The organism is Streptomyces sp. NPDC058008 (assembly GCF_042886395.1).
Lineage (GTDB): Bacteria > Actinomycetota > Actinomycetes > Streptomycetales > Streptomycetaceae > Streptomyces.
The window spans coordinates 236,667-256,416 of record NZ_JBHVQX010000007.1 but is presented as its reverse complement, the minus strand read 5'-3'; the positions used below and the strand labels follow the sequence as shown (position 1 = coordinate 256,416).

Sequence of the window (19,750 nt, the reverse complement as noted above, 5' to 3'; positions counted from 1 at the left end):
GGATGTCGTAAGGGCTGTCGGCGGTCCGTGAGACCCTAGAGGTCGATCTGACCGCCGACGAAAGCCTGCATGTGACCGCCACGGACCGCTCCATCGAGCTCATCAACGCCGCCGCCCAGGCGGCGGCCGACCGGCTCGCGCACGACATCATCGCCTACGACGTCAGCGACGTGCTGTCGATCACCGACGCCTTCCTGCTGGCCTCGGCTCCCAACGACCGCCAGGTCAAGTCGATCGTCGACGAGATCGAGGAGCGGCTGCAGAAGGAGCTCGGCGCCAAGCCGGTACGCCGCGAGGGCGACCGCGACGCCCGCTGGATCCTCCTCGACTACGTCGACATCGTGATCCACGTCCAGCACAGCGAGGAGCGCGTCTTCTACGCGCTCGAACGCCTGTGGAAGGACTGCCCCGAGATCGCTCTCCCCGAGGACGCGGTCAAGACCAAGGGCAAGGCCGAGGAGCACGCCCAGCTCAACGGCGGCACGGAAGGTGACCAGAGCTGAACGGCAGCGGGAGCGGCAGGGGCCGCAAGATCGTCCTCTGGCGCCACGGCCAGACGGCGTGGAACCTGGAGCGCCGCTTCCAGGGGTCCACGGACATCGAGCTGACCGAGACCGGCGTCGGCCAGGCCCGCCGCGCCGCCCGGCTGCTCGCCTCGCTGCAGCCGGCCGCGATCGTGGCGTCCGACCTGCGGCGGGCCGCGGCCACGGCGGCCGAGCTCGCCGCGGTCACCGGCCTCGGCGTCGCACACGACTCCGCGCTGCGTGAGACGTACGCGGGCGCCTGGCAGGGCCTCACGCACGAGGAGATCGTCGGTCAGTACGGCGATCAGTACGCCGCGTGGAAGCGCGGTGAGCCGGTCCGCAGGGGCGGTGGCGAGCTGGAGACCGAGGTCGCCGACCGGGCGGCGCCCGTCGTGCTGGAGCACGCCGGGAAGCTGCCCGACGCGGGCACGCTCGTCGTCGTGAGCCACGGAGGCACGATCCGCACGACCATCGGCCGCCTGCTCGGGCTCGAGTCCCACCACTGGGAGGGGCTCGGAGGGCTTTCCAACTGCTGCTGGTCCGTGCTGGGCGAAGGAGCGCGTGGCTGGCGCCTGCTCGAGCACAACGCCGGGACGCTCCCCGAACCGGTGCTCGGGGACGACGATTAGCGGGCGCCCGGAGGCTCCCTCCGGGCGGCGGGGGCCGGATTTCACTTTCCGGCTCGTCGCAGGCTAAAGTTCTTCTTGTTCGCAGCGCGGAAACGCAGGGAAACACAGCGGACAGCGGGGCTATAGCTCAGTTGGTAGAGCGCCTGCATGGCATGCAGGAGGTCAGGAGTTCAATTCTCCTTAGCTCCACAGTGAAGATCCCGTCCCCGGCAGGGGGCGGGATCTTTTTTTGCCGGTTCCGCGGAACCGGTGGTGCGGCCCCCTCCTGGTGTGCCCCAACTGCCCCGGCCCGCCTGGGACAAGGGGCGAGGGCGCGCTCCGGTGCCGTCGCCGCAGGTACGCGGGCCGTCCCCGCGGGCTTCCTTCCGGACAAAGCCGGGCCGTGGAGCGCTCGTCGGGCTGACCCCCTTGCGGCGCCATGGCAGAATCGGAGCGCCGGAGGGGGCGACGGACCGATCGGGAGGGAGCGCGATGCCTGCGAGCCGCGTACGGGCCCCGGGCCCGCCTCTTGGCCCCCTCGCGACCCACGGCTCCACCGCTCACGGCCCCCTCGCGACCCGCTCCCTCGGCGCCCCGCAGGAGGGCCCCTTCGAGTGCACGGCCTGCGGCCACCCCCGGAGCTGAGCGGATGGGTGCGCACAGGCGGAAATGCGACTGGTGCGGCAGTGGTACGCCCATCGTCAGGGACATGGACCCGGTCAACGCGGAGTTCCAGTACTGGTGCGAGGAGTGCGCGCGGGCGCTGATCATAAAAGGCGACCCCATCGAGACCTACCGGGAACTCGAGGGGGAGCCGATCTACGGCAGGCTCCTGGAGGAGCACTGCACCCTCAAGCGCTTCTACTCCTTCGCCACCGCCTGACGCGGCCCTTCTGCCGGCACGGTCGCCGTCGTAGCAACCGCTGGTCAGGGCATCGCTCGCCGGTCATATCCGGACAGAGTGGAAACGATTTTTGATGGGCCGGTCGGACCGTGTAATGTTCTCGATGTCGCCAGGGAAACCGGGCGGCAAACAGCACGGGGCTATAGCTCAGTTGGTAGAGCGCCTGCATGGCATGCAGGAGGTCAGGAGTTCAATTCTCCTTAGCTCCACAGTGAGGAAGCGGGTCATCCGAATCGGATGGCCCGCTTCTTGTCGTCCACGTCACTCCTCGTCGTCCCAGGCTGCCCGTGTCGACGAGTCCCGCGCTCCCGTCCGCGACGGCCGGACAGCGCGGTGCCGTCCGCCCGGCCACCGGCTCTTCCGCCCCGCCGGGGAGCCGCCGATGACGTGGCTGCCGGCCCGGTGTGACGCGACCGCGTGCGGCCGCCCGCCGGGATATGTCCCGGGCCGGGTTCCGGGCCCGTGCGGTACCCTGACGCCATGCGTGCCGTACGCCTTCTGCTTAGCGAGCCGCGCTGATCATTCCCGACCGGTGAGAATGCCTGGTCGGACTCGGCGCGGCGTCCCCTCCTGTGCGAGGGGATTTTTCGTTTCCGTAGACGTGTGTCCGTAGACGTGGCGCCGGCAGATGACGATCGATGGAGCTTTGAGGATCATGAGCGAGACGAACACCGCGGCCGAGGTGGCCGCGCCGCACCGCTACACGGCAGCGATGGCCGCCGACATCGAGGCACGCTGGCAGGACTTCTGGGACGCGGAGGGCACGTACGAGGCGCCCAACCCGACCGGTGACCTGGCGGGCGATCCGGAGCTGGCCGCCAAGCCGAAGCGCTTCGTCATGGACATGTTTCCCTACCCCTCGGGTGCCGGTCTGCACGTCGGGCACCCGCTCGGATACATCGCCACCGACGTCTACGCCCGCCACCAGCGGATGACCGGGCACAACGTCCTGCACACCCTGGGCTTCGACGCGTTCGGCCTGCCGGCCGAGCAGTACGCCGTGCAGACGGGCACCCACCCGCGGGCCTCCACCGAGGCCAACATGGAGAACATGAAGATCCAGCTGCGACGGCTGGGCCTGGGCCACGACAAGCGCCGCTCCTTCGCGACGATCGACGCGGACTACTACAGGTGGACGCAGTGGATCTTCCTGCAGATCTTCAACTCCTGGTACGACACCGAGGCCGACCGGGCCCGCCCGATCGCCGAACTGGTCGCCCAGTTCGAGAGCGGTGAGCGCCCGGTTCCCGGTGGGCGCGAGTGGGGTGCGCTGAGCGCGGCCGACCGCGCCGACATCCTGGGGGAGTACCGCCTGGCGTACGCCTCCGACGCGCCCGTCAACTGGTCGCCGGGACTCGGCACGGTACTGGCCAACGAAGAGGTGACGGCCGACGGCCGCTCCGAGCGCGGGAACTTCCCGGTCTTCAAGGCCAAGCTGCGCCAGTGGAACATGCGCATCACCGCCTATGCGGACCGGCTGCTGAACGACCTGGACGGGCTGGACTGGCCCGAGGCCATCAAGCTGCAGCAGCGCAACTGGATCGGCCGTTCCGAGGGCGCGCGCGTCGACTTCCCCGTCGACGGCGCCGGAGACATCACCGTCTTCACCACCCGTCAGGACACCCTGTTCGGCGCCACCTACATGGTGCTGGCGCCCGAACACGAGCTGGTCGAGCGGATCATCCCCGCCGCCTGGCCCGAGGGCACCCACCCGGTCTGGACCGGCGGTCACACGAGCCCCGCCGAGGCCGTCACGGCGTACCGCAAGCAGGCCGCAGCCAAGTCCGACGTGGAGCGCCAGGCCGAGGCCAAGGACAAGACCGGCGTCTTCACCGGGGCGTACGCGACCAACCCGGTCAGCGGCGACAAGGTACCGGTCTTCATCGCCGACTACGTCCTCATGGGGTACGGCACCGGCGCGATCATGGCGGTACCGGCGCACGACGCGCGCGACTTCGCCTTCGCGCGCGCCTTCGAGCTGCCGATGCGCTGTGTGGTCGAGCCGTCGGACGACCGTGGCACGGACGCCTCCACCTGGGACGACGCCTTCGGTTCGTACGACGCGAAGCTGGTCAACTCCTCGAACGACGAGATCTCGCTGGACGGCCTGGGCGTCGCCGAGGCCAAGGCGAAGATCACCGAGTGGCTGAAGGAGCGGGGCGTCGGCGAGGGCACCGTCAACTTCCGGCTGCGCGACTGGCTGTTCAGCCGCCAGCGCTACTGGGGCGAGCCCTTCCCGATCGTGTACGACGAGGAGGGCATCGCCCACCCGCTGCCCGAGTCGATGCTGCCGCTGGAGCTGCCCGAGGTCGAGGACTACTCGCCGCGCACCTTCGACCCGGAGGACGCCGACACGCAGCCCGAGACCCCGCTGTCGCGGAACGCCGACTGGGTCAACGTCACCCTGGACCTCGGCGACGGCGCCGGCCCGCGGCGTTACCGCCGTGAGACCAACACCATGCCGAACTGGGCCGGTTCCTGCTGGTACGAGCTGCGCTACCTGGACCCGGACAACGACCAGCGGCTGGTCGACCCGGCGATCGAGCAGTACTGGATGGGGCCGCGCGAGGGGCAGCCCACCGGCGGTGTCGACCTGTACGTCGGCGGCGCCGAGCACGCCGTACTGCACCTGCTGTACGCGCGTTTCTGGTCCAAGGTGCTGCACGACCTGGGGCACATCTCGTCCGCCGAGCCGTTCCACAAGCTGTACAACCAGGGCATGATCCAGGCCTTCGTCTACCGGGACAGCCGCGGTATCGCGGTCCCGGCCGCCGAGGTCGAGGAGCGCGACGGGGCGTACTACCACGCCGGCGAGAAGGTCAGCCGCGTCCTGGGCAAGATGGGCAAGTCCCTCAAGAACGCCGTGACGCCCGACGAGATCTGCGGCGAGTACGGGGCGGACACCCTGCGGCTGTACGAGATGGCCATGGGACCGCTGGACGTCTCGCGCCCGTGGGACACCCGGGCCGTGGTCGGCCAGTACCGGCTGCTGCAGCGGCTGTGGCGCAACATCGTCGACGAGGAGACCGGTGAGGTCACCGTCGTGGACGCGGAGCCCGGCGAGGACACGCTGCGGGCGCTGCACAAGGCCATCGACGGTGTCGGCCAGGACATGGCCGGGATGCGCTTCAACACCGCGATCGCCAAGGTCACCGAGCTGAACAACCACCTGACGAAGGTGGGCGGTCCGCTGTCCCGCTCGGTCGCCGAGCGGCTGGTCCTGCTGGTGGCGCCGCTGGCGCCCCATGTGGCGGAGGAGCTGTGGCACCGGCTGGGCCACACCGGGTCCGTGGTGCACCAGGACTTCCCGGTCGCCGACCCGGCGTACGTCGTGGACGAGACCGTGACCTGCGTGGTGCAGATCAAGGGCAAGGTCAAGGCCCGTCTGGAGATCTCCCCGTCGATCTCGGACGAGGAGCTGGAGGCGCTGGCCCTGGCGGACGAGAACGTCGTCGCCGCGCTGGGCGGGGCCGGGATCCGCAAGGTGATCGTGCGGGCACCGAAGCTCGTCAACATCGTCCCCGCGTGACGGGATCCGGGGCTCCCTCCGCGTGAGGGAGCCCCGGGCCGCTTCCTCTGAGGGCGGCCGAGGGCCCATGGCGGGTCCGGCGGCTCTGCGGGGGCAGGACGGCCGGAGGCCCGGGCGCCGCCCGCGTGACGGCGCCGGGCTGTCCGTACGGACGTGCCAGGGCTTTCCCCTACGGGCAGGTTGGGGGTTCCGGAGGAACCCGCGGCCTGCCCGTTCCGTTTACGGTGGAAGGGGCGACCGCACACCGCAGCCGATTCCGACGACCGAGGGGCGTTCATGGAAGCCGTGATCCTGATCGTGACGCTGCTGTTCGTGGCATTCCTGGCGCTCGGGGTGTACGCCGGTGTGAAGACGGTGCGCGCGGCCAAGCGCGGTGTCGACCGGACGATCACCCAGGCACGCCGCTCCGTGGAGGACACCACGCTGCGGGCCAGGAGCTACAGCCAGCCGGGTGTGGCGGGCGAGCTCGCCCAGCTCAGACTCGTGCTGCGCACATCGATGCGGGCCACCCAGGACGCCCTGAACGCCGGGGTGGCGGAGGACGCCTCCCTCTCGGAGTCGCTCGGGCTCTTCCAGCGCCTGAGCGCGCACGGGCATGAGCTCGACAACGACCTCAAGCGACTGGAACGCGAGCCGGACCGGGCGACGGTGGCCTCGCTGCTGCCGGGCCTGAAGGAGCGCACCGAGCGCATCACGCACTCGGCGGAATCGCTGCGCTGGGCGGCGCGAGACCGTGCCAGGCAGTTCGCGGACGACGACCTGGCCGCACTCAACGCCCAGATCGATCTGGAGGCCGGTGCCCTGCGGCACTGGACCACCGAGGAACCCTCGGCCGCCCGGGACGAGGGTGCCGGGCAGAGCCGCGGCGGACCGGCCGGCGCGCACACCTCACCGGTACCGCCGTCACTCACCCCTCCGGATCCGCGGCCGCGCACGGGCTATCCGTGGCACAAGTCGGCCAGGCCGGAGACCACGAACTGACCTCCCGCGGCCGGTGAGGCCGCATCCCCTGCGGCCGGGCGGTCACGGGGGATGCGTGAGGGCCGCACGGGGCGAGCTCGACAGCCGTGGATGCGCGACGATCTTGGGGTTTGAACGCACGTGCGCTGAACACCTTCGAAGACGTAAAGGGTAGGTCCGGAGACCGACTCCGGACCGACCGAAAATGATCAGCAGGCCGGTCCCGGGCTGCCACGCTCACGCCCCGGAAGGTAACCTCCGGCTCATGTCCCGCCATGTCGCGATCGTCACCGATTCAACGGCCTACCTGCCGCCCCAGACGATGGAACGGCACGGCATCACAGCGGTGCCGCTGACCGTCGTTCTGGGTGATCAGGCCCTGGAGGAAGGCACGGAGATCTCGGCCCGGTCGCTGGCTCTGGCACTGCAGAAGCGCCGTTCGGTGACGACGTCACGGCCCAGCCCGGAAGTCTTCGCCGCCACGTACCGCGCCGTCGCCGACGCGGGGGCCAGCAGCATCGTTTCCCTTCACCTCTCGGCCGAGTTCTCCGGCACGTACGACGCCGCGGTCCTCGCCGCGAAGGACGCGCCCGTGCCGGTCCGTGTGGTCGACACCGGCATGGTCGCCATGGCCCTGGGCTTCTGCGCGCTGGCCGCTGCCGAGGCGGGCGAGGCCGGCGGCGGCCCGGACGAGGCGGTCGCGGCGGCCGAGAAGCGGGCGGCGGGCACGGCGGCGTTCTTCTACGTGGACACGCTCGACTACCTCCGCCGGGGCGGCCGTATCGGGGCCGCGCAGGCGCTGCTGGGTTCCGCCCTGGCCGTGAAACCACTGCTCCAGCTCGACGGCGGCCGCATCGAGATGCTGGAGAAGGTGCGGACCGCGTCCAAGGCGATCGCGCGGCTCGAGGAGATCGTCGCCGCGCGGGCCGGTGAGGGCGCGGTGGACATCGCGGTCCACCACCTTGCCGACCCTGACGGGGCCGAGCGACTGGCGCAACGGCTGAGCGAGCGGGTGCCGGGACTGGTCGATCTGCACGTGAGCGAGGTCGGCGCCGTGATCGGGGCGCACACCGGGCCGGGGCTGCTGGGAGCCGTGGTCGCACCACGCTGAATCCCACCCCCGCGGGTGACGCCGTTATCCACAACTGGCCAGTTATCCACCGGATGTAGGGCGTATCAGCGGATTCTCGCGGAAGTGTCTAGCGTCGTGAGACATGACCTTCCGACCACTTCCCCCCATCAGCCCCGCGCCCGCCCCTGAGCAGCCGCGGAGTCCTTCCGACGGCGTCTCCTGGAGTGCTGCGAACCCGGCCGCGCACCGGCTCGCGGATCTCCCGGCGCACGCGGCCATGGACCCGCCCGGTCACCCGGCGGAACCCGGGGCCGCGCACCGGGTGCCGCGCGGGGCCGGCCGGGCGGTGCACGCCCGGAACAGGCCGGGCGTGCGTCCCGCCGGTGCGGCCGGTACTTCGCCCGGCATGACGTCCGGGGCCCGGCACGGACGCCGACGACGCCTGGCGCGCGGGCCGGACGCCCGGGTCGCGGCCGCTTCCCGGCTCCGGGCGGACGCCCTCATGGCAGCCGACCGTCCCGTCAAGGCCGCCTCGGCAGTGGCGGGGGAGGGCACGCCCGAAGTGCTGTCCGGCGCGGACGGCCGGACCAGGGCGGCACCGTCCTGGGCCGTTGCCCCGGCAGCGCGAACGGAGCCCGAAGCGTGCCCGGCTCCCGCTCCCGCTCCGCCTGCCCCTGCCGGGCCGCCGCTCCCGCCACGCTCCGGGGCACTCGACGGCTCAGCCATGAGGCCGCGGTGGTGGCGAGAGGCCGGGCCCGCCCTGCGGGACCGCTTACCCCTCTGGGTGCAGCTGCGGTGCGGCCTGGAACCACGCGCGCTCGCCGCGCTCGCCGTTGTCCTGGCCGGGGCCGCGGTTCTCGCCGCGACCCACTTCTGGTCGGCCCGCCCCGAGGACGTACACGCTCCCGACCGCGTCACCGAGGCGGCATCGGTCCTGACGGACGGGGCGGAGTCCCCGAACGCCGGGTCGCCCGGCCCCACGGCCGGCCCGGACACGGGAACGCGGGCCGCCTCCCCGGGCGGGCAGATCGTCGTCGATGTGAGCGGCAAGGTGCGCCGGCCGGGGATCCAGTACCTGCCCGTCGGCTCACGCGTCGCGGACGCCCTGCGTGCCGCAGGAGGTGTCCGCGAGGGCGCCGACGTCACCCTGCTCAACCGCGCGCGTGTCCTGACGGACGGTGAGCAGGTGGCCGTGGGCCTGCCCGGTGCGCCGCCGCCCGAAGGCGGGACGGGAGGCGCCGCGACGGGCGGAGGCGGGCCTGCGGCGCCGGTCAGCCTCGGTACGGCCACCGCCGAACAGCTCGAAACCCTGCCCGGGGTCGGACCGGTGCTCGCCCAGCACATCATCGACTACCGCACCGAGCACGGTGGATACCGCTCCGTCGACGAACTCCGCGAGGTCAGCGGCATCGGGGACCGCAGGTTCGCGGACCTCCGTCCTCTGGTCAGGCCATGAACGGTCCGGGCGTCCACACGGACTCCGGGCCGAGTCCGGGCGAGGCCGATCCGCGCACCCAGACTCCGGCCGATCTGCGGCTGGTCCCTCCGGCCCTGGCAGCCTGGGCGGCGGCGGTCCTGGCAGCGGGAGCGCCTGGCGTGTCGGTCGCGACCGGAGTGGCTCTCTGCCTCTGCACCGGCCTGGCACTCCTCGCCGTACCCCGCTTCCTGGCGCGAGCGGCACCGGGCGGCAGCGGGGAGCCGGGCGCCCGGGCCGGTGAGGCGGACGCTGCCGGGCACGGGGGCCCGGCGCGCGGGCAGCCCGGGCGGGCGGCCCCGCAAGTCACCGGGCGATCCCGGCGCGCGGGGGCACGTGTCACGGTCGCAGCCGGAGTGCTGCTGTGCGCTGCGGCCGGAGCGGCGGCCGCCGGCCTCCACGGCGCGGATGCCCGCAGCGGACCCGTCCCCGGGCTGGCGGAGTCCTACGCGCGGGTCGAGGCGGAGGTGACCGTGACGTCCGACCCCCGCCGGACCCGGCCGCGCGTACAGGGTGACCACAGCACCCCCGTCTCGCTGCTCCTGGACGCCGAGATCGACCGGCTGACCGCACCCGACGGGACGGTGACCAAACTCCGGACCCCGGTCCTCGTCATGGTCGCCCCGGGTGACGAGGCGGCGCGCTGGCAGCGGCTGCTGCCCTCGACCGGCCTCCGCGTCAGAGGACGGCTCGCGCCACCGCGCCACGAGGGGGAGCGCATCGCAGCCGTACTCGGCACCGACGCGGACCGGCCCCCGCAGATCACGACGGAGCCCACCCTCCTCCAACGCGCCGCGGGGAAGCTGCGGTCCGGCCTCCGGGAGGCCACCGACGGCCTCGACCCCGACGCGCGGGCGCTCCTGCCAGGTCTGGTCGTCGGCGATACGTCACGGGTTCAGCCCGACCTGCACGACGCTTTCAAGGCCACCGACCTCACCCACCTGCTCGCCGTGTCCGGCTCCAACCTGTCGATCCTGCTCTTCCTCCTCATCGGCCCTCCGGGTACGGCCTCGCGGAGTGAACGCCGGGGCCTGGCACCGCGCCTGGGCATCTCCCTGCGTATGACGGCCCTCACCGGCGGCGCGGTCGCCCTGGCCTTCGTGATCGTCTGCCGTCCGGAGCCGAGCGTTCTTCGCGCGGCCGCCTGCGGCGTGATCACACTGCTCGCCATCGGGACGGGCCGGCGCAGATCGCTGATTCCCGCGCTGGCGACCGCCGTTCTGCTGCTGGTGCTGTACGACCCGTGGCTGGCCCGCAGTTACGGCTTCCTGCTGTCCGTCCTCGCCACCGGTGCGCTCCTCACCCTCGCACCGGGATGGAGCGGTGCGCTTCAGCGTCGCGGGGTCCCGGCACGGCTTGCCGAGGTGCTGGCCGCCGCCGGGGCGGCCCAGGCGGTCTGTGCACCCGTGGTCGTGGTCCTCGCGTCGCGGGTCAGCCTGGTGGCGATTCCCTGCAACCTGCTGGCCGAGTTCGCTGTGGCTCCCGCGACAGTCCTCGGGTTCGCCTCGCTCGCCGTCGCCCCTGTCTCCATGACGGTGGCGGAAGCGCTGGCCGAGGCCGCGGGCTGGCCCGTCGGATGGATCGCGTCCGTGGCCCGTACCGGGGCGGCGCTTCCCGGGGCGGAAGTCGACTGGCCGGGCGGCTGGAGAGGAGCCGCGCTCCTGGCCGTCCTCACGGTTCTCCTGGTGCTCTCAGCCCGACGCCTGGCACGCCACCCCTGGGTGTGCTCCGCCGCCGCGCTCCTCCTGGTGCTCGCGGTGCTCAGGCCGGTTCCGCTCACCCGGCTCATGACAGGGTGGCCGCCTCCCGGGTGGGCCTTCGCGCTCTGCGACGTGGGACAGGGGGACGCCATGGTGCTCGCCGCCGGGGACAGCACCGGAGTGGTCGTGGACACGGGCCCCGAACCCCGCCTGGTCGACCGGTGCCTACGCGATCTCGGCATCACCCGTGTGCCCCTCCTGCTGCTGACCCACTTCCACGCCGACCATGTGCGCGGTCTGCCCGGTGTGCTGAGGGGGCGCGAGGTCGGCGCGATCCAGACGACGAGCCTCGACAAGCCTCCGGAACAGGCGGCCTTCGTGAGGAGAACGGCCGAGGAGGCGCACGTCCCCACCATCCGGGCCGTTCCGGGTGAGCGACGCCGGACCGGCCCCCTCGAGTGGCAGGTGCTCTGGCCCGCGGCGGGTGCGCCGGGGGCCGCCCCGGCCGGTCCGACCGAGGAACCGAACGATTCCAGCGTCACACTTCTCGTCCGGTCCGGGGGGATGACCCTGCTGTTGCTGGGCGACCTCGAACCCCCGGCACAGAGGGGGATGTTGCGCGGTCAGCCGGCGCTGCCCCGGGTGGACGTGCTCAAGGTCGCGCACCACGGCTCCGCCCATCAGGACACCGCACTCCTGAGCAGTGCACACCCGAGGCTCGCACTGATCAGCTGCGGCACGGACAATCCGTACGGCCATCCGGCGGCCCGTACGGTCGATGCCCTCGAGGCGACAGGAGCGAAGGTTCTGCGTACCGACATCCATGGGGCGATCGCGGTGCGAGGCGCAGGGGCGGCTCTGCGCGCGGCGGGCCGGTCATGAGCGAGGAACCCGGCGGGTGCCGTGCCACCGCCGCTGTGCGGAGCCTGGTTGTTCCGGTCCCCGTCGAGAGCATCCCAGTGCGGTCGGTTGCCGTCGGGACGTTCCGGGTCGGGCCGGTCGCTGCCGCTCCTGCCCTGGACCTGTCGGTATCTGTCGTGCCGGCGCCGCATGTGCCGATCCCCGCCACGCTGGTCGGTTCTGCTGGGCGGATCCGCCCCGCCACGCTCGTCGATTCTGCCGGGCCGATCCGTTCCGCCGGGTCGGTTCCTGTCCCTGCCGGGCCTGCCCCTGCCCCCGCCGGGCCGGTCCCTGCCGCTGCCGAGGGAGGGCGTCCGGTGGGCGGGGCACTGCTGTCAGACCAGCCAGGTTCCGTCCCGCATCAGGTCACGGCCCGCCAGCTCGTTCTTCTCGCGCCAGGCCTTGAGGGCGTACGGCGTGATGCGCAGGTACACCCACGTGGGATGACCGCGTGGGTCCCAGTTGAGCTTCTCCGCGAAGGCCTCCCCCGACGCGGTGGGGAGATCCGTCCCCTCGACGACCTCGGCTGTGCCCTCGATCAGCACCACGTCCCGCGCGTTGCCGACAGTGACTCTGATCTGTCCGGACGGAGTCACGTTGACCGCTGTCGGGTTGGTACGCCGGGTGGCCAGCAGCAGCGTGTTCCGGTCCCACACGAACCACAGGGGCACCAGGCACGGCACGCCGTCGGCGGAGGCGGTCGCCACCCAGGCGTCCTGGTCCTTCTCCAGGCGATCGAGTGCGTCCTGCTTGCGCTGTTTCCGGTCGCGTGCCGGCTCTCGCTCCGTCATCGGCCACACGCTAGCCAGCGGCAGCGACCGTGGCATCGGCCACCGGTCCTAGGTCGGGAGACCAATGGCGCCGCCGGACGTACCACGGCAGACTTCCTGCATGAACGAGGAACGGCGGCAGCCGGCCCATGTGCCCGACTCTGCCTGGGCGGACGCCTATCTCGAACGCATCGGCGCGGCCCGCCCGGTCCGTTCCGACGCCTCGGCCCTGCGCGTGCTCCAGCTCCGCCACCTGATGACCGTGCCTTTCGAGAACCTCTCGATCCATCTCGGACAGGACATCGTCCTGGAGGAGGCGAAGCTCGTCGACAAGATCGTGGCGCAACGGCGAGGCGGCTTCTGCTACGAGCTCAACGGCGCCTTCGCCGCGCTGCTGCGCGAGCTGGGCTTCCGCGTCACCCTGCTCCAGGCGCGGGTGTTCGGAGACGGCGGACGCCTCGGCATCCCGTACGACCACGTCGCGCTGCGGGTCGAGACGGACGACGGTACGGGCCCCTGGCTCGCCGATGTGGGATTCGGCGACCACGCCCTTCACCCGCTCGAACTGGAGGTCCGCACCGAACAGGACGATCCCTGCGGCACCTTCCGCTTCCGGGAGGCGCCGCAGGGGGACCTCGACCTACTGCGCGACGGGTCACGGCAGTTCCGCCTGGACATGAGGCCCCGTGTGCTGACGGAGTTCCGGGCCGGGGCCTGGTACCACCGCACGTCGCCGGAATCCCACTTCTCCCGGTCACTCATCTGCTCCCGGTACACCGGGGACGGCCGGGTGACGCTTCGCGGCCGCACCCTGATCACGACCCGGAGAGGAGAGCGCCACGAGACGGAGCTGGACAACAACGCCGAGGTGCTCGCCGCCTACCAGGACCACTTCGGCATCACGCTGACGCACCCGCCGTCGGTACGCCCGCCCATGACCGGCTGAGCAGGGCGATACGGGCTGTGGACGCCGGATGGGGTCCGGTGACATCCAGTGGGCCTACGGGGCCGATGGGTATCGGTGCAATACGGACCTTCGGTAGTACCTGCGCACAGTGGCGGACAGCTGGTCACAGCTCGGCACAACCTGCCTGAGCTGCTGCGTTTGCCTCGAACATCGCAATGGTGATCGAATGCCTATTCGTCGGCGGGCCGCTGATCCGACAACGACGTCCGGCTGTCAGGGGTCCGAGGTGAGAACCGCCCTGGGGAGTACGTGCACATGTTCGGCCGTTGGCTAGGCAGCAGAGCGAAGTCCGGCACCGCGCAGAACAGTGCCCCCGCAGGCTTCCCCGTGCCGCAGAATGCCGGAATGCTGAGCTGCCGGGTGCTGGACCCGGTGTCCGAGCCCGTGCAGCAGGCCGACTTCGTCGTCACCGACAGCGCGGGCCGCAAAGTCGTCGGCGGCGAGACCGACCCCTTCGGAAACGTGGTCGCCACGGTGCCGCCGGGGGACTACCGCCTGGGTGTCACAGCGGAGGGCTTCACGCCCTTCCACCGTTCGGTCACCGTGACCCAGGGCGGTCACGTGAGCGTCGGCGACGTCTCGCTCCCGGTGTCCCAGCCCCCGCAGTTGCCCGACCCGGGTGACTGGGAGATCGAGCCGACGCACACCCAGATCGGTTTCACGGCACGGCATATCGGCATGGCCCGGATCCACGGCAGGTTCAACACCTTCGCCGGTGCGGTGCGGATCGCCGACCGCATGGAGGACTCGGCCATGCACGTCATCATCGACGCCTCGTCGATCGACACGAACGTCCGGATGCGCGACGACCACCTGCGGTCCGGTGACTTCCTCGACGTCGGGCGCTATCCGACGCTCGAGTTCTACAGCGAGCGCTTCGTCCACCGCGGTGGTACCCGTTGGGGTGTCACCGGCGCGCTCACCCTGCACGGCGTGAGCCGTACCGTCACCCTGGACACCCGGTACCTCGGCCTGGGCAACGGCCTGGAGGGCGAGACCCGGGCCGCCTGCCGGGCGACCACTGAGCTGCACCGCGAGGACTTCACGCTCACGTGGCAGACGATGCTGGCACGCGGAATCGCCGTGGTCGGCCCCAGTATCAAGATCGAGATGGACATCCAGATCGTTCCCAAGGGCTGACACCGAAGGCACTGCATCGCAGGCCCGCGCCGCGCCCTCGCGCCGCAGGGATTGCACTGCGGGCCCCCGCCGCGCCCCCGCGCCACACCGGGATTGCACTGCGGGCCCACGCCACTCGGCGCATCCACACACCACGTGCTGACGGCTGTGCGGGGCCCGCAGGGTGGTGCGGCCGGCGGGCGCCGTCGGCCGCACACGTCCTCGCCGCTGTCACGGTGCCTCCAGCCACCCCTCGTACTCGGCGGCGAACGCGTCGAGCGCCGCGGAATCCAGCCGTCCGTCCGGGTCCTCCACGACCACCAGCCACTGGGCGTCCTCGGCGTCGTCCTCGCCGGCCAGGGCGTCCCGCACGAGCTGCGGTTCCTCGCCGACGCCGAACCGGTCGGCCAGTTCTCCGGCGACTTCCTCGGCCGCGTCGCGGTCGGGCAGCACCAGTACATGTCTCACATCGCTCACCGGGTCATTCTCCGTCAGGCAGGGTCGGGCCGTACGCCGGGGCGGCTGCCCCGCGGCGTTGTCACAGGGGCGTGGGATGCTGGACCGCGATGGCCACCAGACGTAATTCCACCGACGATCCGCTCGCCCCCGTCACGCTCGCCGTGGGCCAGGAGGACCTGCTCCTGGACCGTGCCGTGCAGCAGGTGGTTGCCGCGGCCCGGGCCTCCGACGCCGACACGGACGTCCGCGACCTCACCCCGGACCAGTTGCAGCCGGGCACACTCGCGGAGCTCACCAGCCCCTCGCTCTTCGCCGAGCGCAAGGTGGTGATCGTGCGCAACGCGCATGATCTCTCCGCCGACACCATCAAGGACGTCAAGGCGTACCTGGGTGCCCCCGCCGAGGAGATCACCCTCGTGCTGCTGCACGCGGGAGGAGCCAAGGGCAAGGGGCTGCTGGACGCGGTCCGGAAGGCAGGGGCGCGTGAGGTGGCGTGCCCCAAGACCACCAAGCCCGCCGAGCGGCTGTCCTTCGTGCGGTCGGAGTTCCGGACCCTCGGACGGTCCGCGACCCCGGAAGCGTGCCAGGCACTGGTGGACTCCATCGGCAGTGACCTGCGGGAGCTGGCGAGCGCCGTGTCGCAGCTGGCCGCGGACGTCGAGGGCACCATCGACGAGGCAGTCGTCGGCCGCTACTACACGGGCCGGGCGGAGGCATCCTCCTTCACCGTCGCCGACCGTGCCGTGGAAGGCCGGGCGGCCGAAGCGCTGGAGGCGCTGCGGTGGTCGCTGTCCACAGGCGTCGCACCCGTCCTGATCACCAGCGCCCTCGCACAGGGTGTCCGGGCGATCGGCAAGCTCTCCTCCGCCCGGGGCGGGCGCCCGGCGGACCTGGCTCGCGAACTCGGCATGCCGCCCTGGAAGATCGACCGGGTGCGCCAGCAGATGCGCGGTTGGACTCCGGACGGAGTCGCAGCGGCACTGACCGCCGTCGCGGCGGCCGACGCCGGTGTCAAGGGAGGCGGGGACGACCCCGAGTACGCCCTGGAGAAGGCCGTGGTCGCCGTCGCCCGCGCGGCACGAGCCGGAGGCCGCTGAGCCGGCGCGCGATCCGGCGACCGTCGGTCCGATCGGCTGCTGTCCGACGGCCGCACCGGCACCTGGCGCCCCGGCGCCGCCGTACCCGGCCGCGCCCCTGACGGTCCCGCCGTTCGTCCCTGAGCCGGTCCTCTCGCACCCGGGGTCCCGCCGGTCGTCCCTGAACCGGACCTCTCGCACCTTGCCGACCCCACCGGTCCTCCCCTCGCCGGTCCTCTGCGATCCGAGCCGAGTCCACCAGCCCTCTCCGCGCGGGGCCGGGCCCCCGCCCCAGTCCCGTCGCATCCGAAGCCTTGGGCACGCACCCCAGCGCCGACGAGCCGCGGGCCCCAACCGCGAAGCGTCGAGTACGCTCCCGAGCCCCGGCCCAGCCCCGCCCCCACCGCACTCGAAGGTTTGGCACGCACCCCGGCCCCGAGTCGTGGTCCACGCACCCCGCCCCCGAGCCGGGTTTCACACACCCCGGCCCCGAGCCGGGGTTCACGCATCCCGGCCCCGAGTCGGGGCCGTGGGCCTCCGGCCCCGAAGCCTTGAGTACGTACGAGTCCAGGCCCGACCAGCTCTCAGCCCCGTACCCGAGGTCCTGACTACGCCCCCGGCCGACCCTCAGCCCTCAGCCTCGACCAGCCTCAAGCCCGTGGGCGGCACGGGGCCTGGGTCGCCCAGCCCCAGCCTCGCCCCCAGCCCCAGCCCCAGCCCCAGCCTCAGCCTCGCCCCCAGCCCCAGCCCCGGTCCCGCCCCCCAGCCCCAGCCCCCACCCCAGCCCCGACCCGAGCCCCCGCCCAGCCCCGGTCCCGCCCCTCAGCCCCAGCCCCGGTCCCGCCCCCCAGCCTCAGCCACGCCCCCCGGTGCCCCGGTGGCCCCCCGTTGCCCCCGTCGCCCGCCCCCCCCGCAACCCAACCCACGCACGAAGGCCCCGGCCGTCGTCCTGGGGAGGACGTGGCCGGGGCCTTCGGTTCACGCTTGGTGCGCCGCACCCGCGTGGCGAACGCAGGTTCGGTGTGCGGCGCGGGGTGCCGGTCAGGAGCGGGAGAGAGGGCCCGCTGAGTCCGTACCGGCGATCACATCAGTAGCTCAGCCCTGGAGGGCGGCAACCTTGAGAGCCAGCGCCGACTTCTTGTTGGCGGCGGCGTTCTTGTGGATGACACCCTTCGAGACAGCCTTGTCGAGCTGGCGGGAGGCGTCGCGGACGGCCACGGTGGCCTTCTCGACGTCACCGGCAGCGGCAGCCTCGCGGGCCTTGCGGATCGAGGTCTTGAGCGAGGACTTGACGGCCTTGTTGCGCAGGCGCGCCTTCTCGTTCGTCTTGTTCCGCTTGATCTGGGACTTGATGTTCGCCACGAAAGAGCCTTTTCAGGTTCGTTGGATCTTCTATGTGCGCCACGCCGCTTCTGAGGGCCACGAGGCACAGCTGCCCACGGTAGCAGCCACCCTCGGACCGGCCCAAACCGGTCCCGGTCCCTCAGGCGTGGGACGATGGAGGCTACGTATCGATCCGTCCGACCCGACTTCGACCCGAGACACGGCGTCCGGCGTCTCAAGAATCAGGACCCTGCGTGCCCGCGACTCCTACCAACGTGCCCGAGCCGAGCCGTACCGACCCGGCGCTGATCCGTAACTTCTGCATCATCGCGCACATCGACCACGGCAAGTCGACGCTTGCCGACCGGATGCTCCAGCTGACGGGAGTGGTCGACCAGCGGCAGATGCGCGCCCAGTATCTCGACCGGATGGACATCGAGCGCGAGCGCGGCATCACCATCAAGTCCCAGGCGGTCCGTCTGCCGTGGGCGCCCACCGAGGGCGAGGACAAGGGCGCGACCCACATCCTCAACATGATCGACACCCCGGGCCACGTGGACTTCACGTACGAGGTCTCCCGTTCCCTGGCCGCGTGCGAGGGAACCGTCCTGCTGGTGGACGCGGCCCAGGGCATCGAGGCGCAGACGCTGGCCAACCTCTACCTGGCGATGGAGAACGACCTCACCATCGTCCCGGTGCTCAACAAGATCGACCTGCCCGCGGCCCAGCCCGAGAAGTTCTCCGAGGAGCTGGCCAACCTCATCGGCTGCCAGCCCGAGGACGTGCTCAAGGTCTCCGCGAAGACCGGTGTCGGCGTGGACGCGCTGCTCGACCGGGTCGTCCGGGACGTCCCGGCCCCGGTCGGCCAGGCCGACGCCCCGGCGCGCGCGATGATCTTCGACTCGGTCTACGACGCCTACCGCGGTGTCGTCACCTACGTCAGGGTCGTCGACGGCCAGCTCAACAAGCGCGAGCGCATCAGGATGATGTCGACGGGCGCCACCCACGAACTGCTGGAGATCGGGGTCTCCTCACCCGAGATGACCCCGGCCGACGGCATCGGCGTCGGCGAGGTCGGCTACATCATCACCGGTGTGAAGGACGTCCGGCAGTCCAAGGTCGGTGACACCATCACCTCCCTGAACAAGGGGGCGACCGAGGCGCTGGGCGGCTACAAGGACCCGAAGCCGATGGTGTTCTCGGGGCTCTACCCCCTGGACGGCTCCGACTACCCGGACCTGCGTGAGGCCCTGGACAAGCTCCAGCTCAACGACGCCGCCCTGGTCTACGAGCCGGAGACGTCGGCCGCGCTCGGCTTCGGCTTCCGCGTGGGCTTCCTCGGCCTGCTGCACCTCGACGTGATCCGTGAGCGCCTGGAGCGGGAGTTCGGCCTCGAGCTCATCGCCACCGCCCCGAACGTGGTCTACCGGGTGGAGATGGAGGACGGCTCGGAGCACATCGTCACCAACCCGAGCGAGTTCCCCGAGGGCAAGATCGACAAGGTGCACGAGCCGGTGGTGAGGGCCACGGTCCTGGCGCCCAGCGAGTTCATCGGCGCGATCATGGAGCTCTGCCAGAACCGGCGCGGCACCCTGATCGGCATGGACTACCTCTCCGAGGACCGGGTGGAGATCCGCTACACCCTGCCGCTCGCCGAGATCGTCTTCGACTTCTTCGACCAGCTGAAGTCCAAGACCCGCGGTTACGCCTCCCTCGACTACGAGCCCACCGGGGAGCAGTCCGCCCAGCTCGTCAAGGTCGACATCCTCCTGCACGGCGACAAGGTCGACGCGTTCTCGGCGGTCACGCACAAGGACAAGGCGTACGCGTACGGCGTCCGGCTCGTCGCCAAGCTGCAGAAGCTCATCCCCCGGCAGAACTTCGAGGTGCCGATCCAGGCCGCCATCGGCTCCCGGGTCATCGCCCGTGAGACCGTCCGCGCCATCCGCAAGGACGTCCTCGCCAAGTGCTACGGCGGTGACATCTCCCGTAAGCGGAAGCTGCTGGAGAAGCAGAAGGAAGGCAAGAAGCGGATGAAGATGGTCGGCAACGTGGAGGTGCCGCAGGACGCGTTCATCTCCGTCCTGTCGACCGACGAGTCGGCCGGCGAGGGCAAGGGCAAGAAGTAGCACCCTCCCGGCGGGAAGCCTCCGGAAGCCGCGGGAAGCCGCGGAGACCCGCAGGGACCAGCAGGAACCGGTAGGTGGCAGCACCCGTCCCCGGGGGCGACCCGGGGGTACGCCGTCGGGCGTGCGCGGGAGCTGCCCGGCGGGGCGCGGGGGCCCGGGGCCTGGTGGGGGGTGGGGCGGGGGGGTGTTGTAGGGGGGGGGCCGGTGGGGTTTTGGGGTCGGGGGCCCGGCGGGAG

General features: G+C 71.6%; 15 protein-coding genes and 2 tRNA genes. 14 read left to right on the top strand and 3 right to left on the bottom strand.

Going from position 1 to position 19,750, the window contains the following annotated elements:
* Positions 1 to 71 precede the first annotated feature (71 nt).
* From rsfS to ACFVS9_RS09870, 10 genes are all read left to right on the top strand, one after another.
* Entirely contained in the window at positions 72 to 503 is a 432-nt protein-coding gene (rsfS, locus tag ACFVS9_RS09915) for a ribosome silencing factor (RefSeq protein ID WP_383113277.1), read from the top strand.
* Positions 500 to 1,153 (top strand): histidine phosphatase family protein, encoded by a 654-nt coding sequence (locus ACFVS9_RS09910; RefSeq protein WP_383113340.1) that lies wholly within the window; start codon positions 500 to 502, stop codon positions 1,151 to 1,153. Before rsfS ends, ACFVS9_RS09910 begins: the two co-directional genes overlap by 4 nt.
* A 116-nt stretch (positions 1,154 to 1,269) precedes the next feature.
* Positions 1,270 to 1,342: transfer RNA gene (locus ACFVS9_RS09905), tRNA-Ala, on the top strand.
* A gap of 439 nt (positions 1,343 to 1,781) precedes the next feature.
* The gene (locus ACFVS9_RS09900; protein WP_033305681.1) at positions 1,782 to 2,015 is read left to right on the top strand and encodes a hypothetical protein; all 234 of its coding nucleotides are present in this window, start codon (positions 1,782 to 1,784) and stop codon (positions 2,013 to 2,015) included.
* Between the two features lie 157 nt (positions 2,016 to 2,172).
* A tRNA-Ala gene (locus ACFVS9_RS09895) sits at positions 2,173 to 2,245 on the top strand.
* A 446-nt stretch (positions 2,246 to 2,691) separates the two neighbouring features.
* Entirely contained in the window at positions 2,692 to 5,565 is a 2,874-nt protein-coding gene (gene leuS / locus ACFVS9_RS09890; protein ID WP_389931284.1) for a leucine--tRNA ligase, read from the top strand.
* Between the two features lie 276 nt (positions 5,566 to 5,841).
* Positions 5,842 to 6,546, top strand: coding sequence for a hypothetical protein (locus tag ACFVS9_RS09885; RefSeq protein WP_383113275.1), 705 nt, complete (start codon positions 5,842 to 5,844; stop codon positions 6,544 to 6,546).
* A gap of 244 nt (positions 6,547 to 6,790) precedes the next feature.
* Positions 6,791 to 7,636, top strand: a complete 846-nt coding sequence (locus ACFVS9_RS09880; RefSeq protein ID WP_389931283.1) for a DegV family protein — start codon at positions 6,791 to 6,793, stop codon at positions 7,634 to 7,636.
* Between the two features lie 745 nt (positions 7,637 to 8,381).
* Positions 8,382 to 9,053 (top strand): helix-hairpin-helix domain-containing protein, encoded by a 672-nt coding sequence (locus ACFVS9_RS09875; protein WP_383113273.1) that lies wholly within the window; start codon positions 8,382 to 8,384, stop codon positions 9,051 to 9,053.
* A complete protein-coding gene (locus tag ACFVS9_RS09870; protein WP_389931282.1) occupies positions 9,050 to 11,653 on the top strand; it encodes a ComEC/Rec2 family competence protein in 2,604 nt (867 codons plus the stop codon). Before ACFVS9_RS09875 ends, ACFVS9_RS09870 begins: the two co-directional genes overlap by 4 nt.
* A gap of 353 nt (positions 11,654 to 12,006) precedes the next feature.
* Here the strand turns inward: ACFVS9_RS09870 and ACFVS9_RS09865 are convergent, their stop codons facing one another.
* Complete coding sequence (locus tag ACFVS9_RS09865) at positions 12,007 to 12,462, bottom strand: pyridoxamine 5'-phosphate oxidase family protein (RefSeq protein ID WP_389931281.1); 456 nt, start codon at positions 12,460 to 12,462, stop codon at positions 12,007 to 12,009.
* A 100-nt stretch (positions 12,463 to 12,562) separates the two neighbouring features.
* On the opposite strand from ACFVS9_RS09865, the gene ACFVS9_RS09860 reads away from it, so the two are divergent.
* Together ACFVS9_RS09860 and ACFVS9_RS09855 are read left to right on the top strand one after the other, a co-directional pair.
* The gene (locus ACFVS9_RS09860; protein ID WP_389931280.1) at positions 12,563 to 13,387 is read left to right on the top strand and encodes an arylamine N-acetyltransferase; all 825 of its coding nucleotides are present in this window, start codon (positions 12,563 to 12,565) and stop codon (positions 13,385 to 13,387) included.
* Between the two features lie 276 nt (positions 13,388 to 13,663).
* Positions 13,664 to 14,548, top strand: a complete 885-nt coding sequence (locus ACFVS9_RS09855; protein WP_383113269.1) for a YceI family protein — start codon at positions 13,664 to 13,666, stop codon at positions 14,546 to 14,548.
* Positions 14,549 to 14,758: 210 nt separating this feature from the next.
* Here the strand turns inward: ACFVS9_RS09855 and ACFVS9_RS09850 are convergent, their stop codons facing one another.
* Positions 14,759 to 15,004 (bottom strand): hypothetical protein, encoded by a 246-nt coding sequence (locus ACFVS9_RS09850; protein ID WP_383113268.1) that lies wholly within the window; start codon positions 15,002 to 15,004, stop codon positions 14,759 to 14,761.
* Positions 15,005 to 15,093: 89 nt separating this feature from the next.
* On the opposite strand from ACFVS9_RS09850, the gene holA reads away from it, so the two are divergent.
* Positions 15,094 to 16,083, top strand: a complete 990-nt coding sequence (gene holA / locus ACFVS9_RS09845) for a DNA polymerase III subunit delta (protein WP_383113267.1) — start codon at positions 15,094 to 15,096, stop codon at positions 16,081 to 16,083.
* 1,074 nt (positions 16,084 to 17,157) lie between these two features.
* Here the strand turns inward: holA and rpsT are convergent.
* A complete protein-coding gene (gene rpsT / locus ACFVS9_RS09840) occupies positions 17,158 to 17,424 on the bottom strand; it encodes a 30S ribosomal protein S20 (protein WP_014156344.1) in 267 nt (88 codons plus the stop codon).
* A gap of 215 nt (positions 17,425 to 17,639) precedes the next feature.
* On the opposite strand from rpsT, the gene lepA reads away from it, so the two are divergent.
* On the top strand, positions 17,640 to 19,514 hold the full coding sequence (gene lepA / locus ACFVS9_RS09835; RefSeq protein ID WP_383113266.1) for a translation elongation factor 4: 1,875 nt from the start codon (positions 17,640 to 17,642) through the stop codon (positions 19,512 to 19,514).
* The last annotated feature ends 236 nt before the right edge of the window (positions 19,515 to 19,750 follow it).